The organism is Spirulina sp. CS-785/01 (genome assembly GCF_028330525.1).
GTDB lineage: Bacteria > Cyanobacteriota > Cyanobacteriia > Cyanobacteriales > Spirulinaceae > JAQMSD01.
Genome location: NZ_JAQMSD010000106.1, coordinates 1 through 3,357, shown reverse-complemented (window position 1 = coordinate 3,357; position 3,357 = coordinate 1). Strand labels below are relative to the sequence as shown.

General features: G+C 43.0%; 1 protein-coding gene and 1 pseudogene. One reads left to right on the top strand and one right to left on the bottom strand.

What is annotated here, in order from left to right; translation table 11 throughout:
- Positions 1 to 510, bottom strand: a pseudogene (locus tag PN462_RS06395) (RNA-guided endonuclease InsQ/TnpB family protein); the annotation flags it as partial.
- A gap of 390 nt (positions 511 to 900) precedes the next feature.
- On the opposite strand from PN462_RS06395, the gene PN462_RS06390 reads away from it, so the two are divergent.
- The gene (locus PN462_RS06390; protein ID WP_272127190.1) at positions 901 to 3,180 is read left to right on the top strand and encodes a glycosyltransferase family 2 protein; all 2,280 of its coding nucleotides are present in this window, start codon (positions 901 to 903) and stop codon (positions 3,178 to 3,180) included.
- Positions 3,181 to 3,357: the final 177 nt, after the last annotated feature.

Below are 3,357 nucleotides of genomic sequence, written 5' to 3'. Positions count from 1 at the left end.
GCTTTAATGAGAAACTGTACATAGTAGCCATCAGCCCGACGAATAAGTCTAACCCGCTTAATTTGTTCGGGTTGATAGAAGTTTAAATCCCACGTTCCTTTGAGTTTGAGCTTCCCTATATTCTTACCATCGGTGAAAGTGATTTGTTTCCGAGTTTCAGATAGCTTCCACCCAGAATTCTTGTATTCTACTGAACGACAATTTTTCTGGAATTGAGGGTAGCCTTTTTTCCCAGGAATCCCTTTTTTGCAGTTATTATAAAATCTGGCAATGGCAGAATAGGCTCTCTCAATAGATGCTTGGCACGCGCTAGAATTTAAGGCTTTAGCAAAGGGAAACTCATCTCTAAGTACCTTACTGAGACGATACAAGTCTTTTTGTCCAACTCCCAAATTGTCCATCCTGGCATCGAATTGCTTTATTGCGGATGAATTGAACCGTTCGGATGGCCTCATCAATGGCACTGTATTGAGTTGGTTTTCCTTTAGCTTTGAACTCTAAGACGAGCATTTTATGTGAGATAAACCTACACAAAATTATTATACCATCAAGTCGCCCTAAAAGGTGACTGAGCTTGTCGAAGTCAGGGCGAGGCTTTAGACCCATTATTTTTGGTAAATATTCAGTAACGCTTTCTACATTAAAAGATGCAACCGGGTAGGGTGTACAAGAGTCCGCTAATTTCTCTGGTGTCCCTTAACATAAGTTAATATTAAAACAGTCTAATTCCAATTGATCTGACTCAGTATTTTTTCAACTATTCCCAAATTGGGAAGTTTCCTAGATTTTACCGAGAGAATGTCTTCTGATCTGTAAGTCCTGAATTTAATCCAAAAATGATTGTTTTCACAACTATTTTTCTGGTTGTGTGTGCATTTTACCGTTCATTCAGACATCCTTATGCTATCTTCAAACCCGCAACAAACTCAAACCCGTAAAAAGCCTAAATTAAAGCCTAAATTTCGGTCATCTCCCCCCCGTCCTTTTCTAGGCCGTTTTTACCTTGCCACCTTTCTCTTTATTAGTCTCATTACTATCCTCACCAGTATCTTAGCAGCTTGGTTCGCTCAAGTCCCCCATATGACACAATTCTTTACTAAAATTAACAGCCTAGAGGAGCAACTTCCCCCTTGGTTAAATACCCTCCTCACCCCTCATCACACCAGTAGTTTAGTAGTCATCGGTTTATTAGGGTTTACCCTAGTCTTTCTCCGACTATTTCCCCGTCCTAAAACGTGGACACGCCCCTTAATTGTCGCCTTATTACTTGCCTTTGCCCTGCGCTATTTAACATGGCGTTCTTTGTCCACCTTAAACCTCAGTGATCCCATTAATGGCTCAGTGAGCTTACTGCTCTTTGGTATGGAACTATTTGTCATTATAGCTTATATTGTGCAGTTATTCTTTATGCTGCGGGAAAAAGACCGGACTCACGAAGCCAACCAATATGAAAAGCTCATTCAAAACAAAAAATATAACCCATCCGTCGATATTTTAATCCCCACCTACGACGAACCCGCCGCCATCCTAAAAAGAACCATTGTCGGCTGCCAAGCGATTAATTATTCTCACAAAAATATTTATCTCCTCGACGACACCCAAAGATCTGAAATTGAGCAATTAGCCAGAGAATTAGACTGTAACTACCTAACTCGACCGACTAACCACCATGCGAAAGCCGGAAACTTAAACCACGCTTTACCCAAAACCCACGGAGAGCTAATTCTAGTCTTTGATGCAGATTTTGTCCCCACCCAAAACTTTATCACCCGCACCATTGGCTTTTTTAGTAACCCAGAAATTGGCTTACTGCAAACTCACCAACATTTCTATAATGAAGATGTCATCGCCACCAACTTAGGACTTGAAAAAGAACTCACCCACGAAGTCGAAATCTTCTCCCGTCACTATCAAAAACTGCGAGATGGTGCAGGGAGTCCCCTTTGCTACGGCAGTGCCTTCGTACTGCGTCGGAAAGCATTAGAAGAAGTGGGCGGGTTTACCACCGGAACACTCAGCGAAGACTACTTCACTGGACTCCGTTTATCCTCCTTGGGATACCAAGTCATTTACTTAGATGAAACCCTCAGTGCGGGGTTAGTGGCCGAAACCTTAGCGGGACATATTGCCCAACGGCAACGATGGGCTAGGGGAACATTACAAGCGTTTTTTGTCAAGGAAAATCCCTTAACACTTTCCGGTTTAACCCTGCGACAACGGATTTCCCATTTAGAAGGCATTTTACAATGGTTTAGTAGTGTAGCGAGATTGGGGTTTTTACTCGTTCCCTTTGGGTATTATTTTTTACAAGTTCTCCCTGTGCAAACCACCATTGAAGAATGGCTCTTTTTCTTCCTTCCTTATTATCTTATTCAAGTCTCCACCTTTGCTTGGCTGAACCATCGTTCTCGCGCTGCCTTAATTTCTGATATTTATTCGGTAATTCAATGTGTCCCCATCTCTATCACCGTTATTCAAACCCTTTTGAGTCCTTTTTCTCAAGGGTTTAAAGTTACTCCGAAAGGAGTCTCCCAAGATAAATTTTTCTTTAATTGGACATTAGCGTGGCCGCTTATTTTAGTCGTGGCGTTAACTGCCATTGGACTGGGGTATAATATCCAGCAAATTTACAACTATCACACCAACCCGGAAATTATTGTCACCCCAGAAGTGACGGAAAAAATTGAGAGTATTAAATTGGGGATTATCTGGAGTATTTATAATTTATTTACCCTCAGTTTAGCTTTATTAAGTTTACTAGAACTCCCACAAACCGACCGTTTCCCGTGGTTTGAGTTACGTTATCGTGTGCGGGTATTGGTGGGAGATGCAAGTTATACGGGAGTCACAGAGCAACTGTCAGAAGGGGGTGCAGTGGTTACGTTAAGGGGAGGGGTTAACTTGTCTGCGGGAGAGAGGGTAGAAGTGGACTTTGTGGGGGAGGATTTACGCTTGACGGGTCAGGTGTTGTGGAGTCAGGATGGGGTTAAGATTGCCTTTTCTACCCTTTCTCTGGCACAAGAACGAGGGTTAATTGAATTGCTCTATTGTCAACCCAACCAATGGAAACGCCACGACGCACCAGGGGAGTTACGGTTACTGGGGTTAATGTTGCGGAGTTTATTGAGTCCTAAAGTTCTCTCGGTGCGAAAAAAGAAGGTTTCTCCCTCTGCTAGGTAGTTAGAAACCGGGTTTCTGTGTTCATTTGTCCGGTTTCTCCCTCTGCTAGGTAGTTAGAAACCGGGTTTCTGTGTTCATTTGTCCGGTTTCTCAGTCACTGAGGAAAAGAAACCCGGTTTCTCCCCATCTCCCCCATCTCCCCATCTCCCCATCTCCTCCCTCTCCCCATCTCCCCAT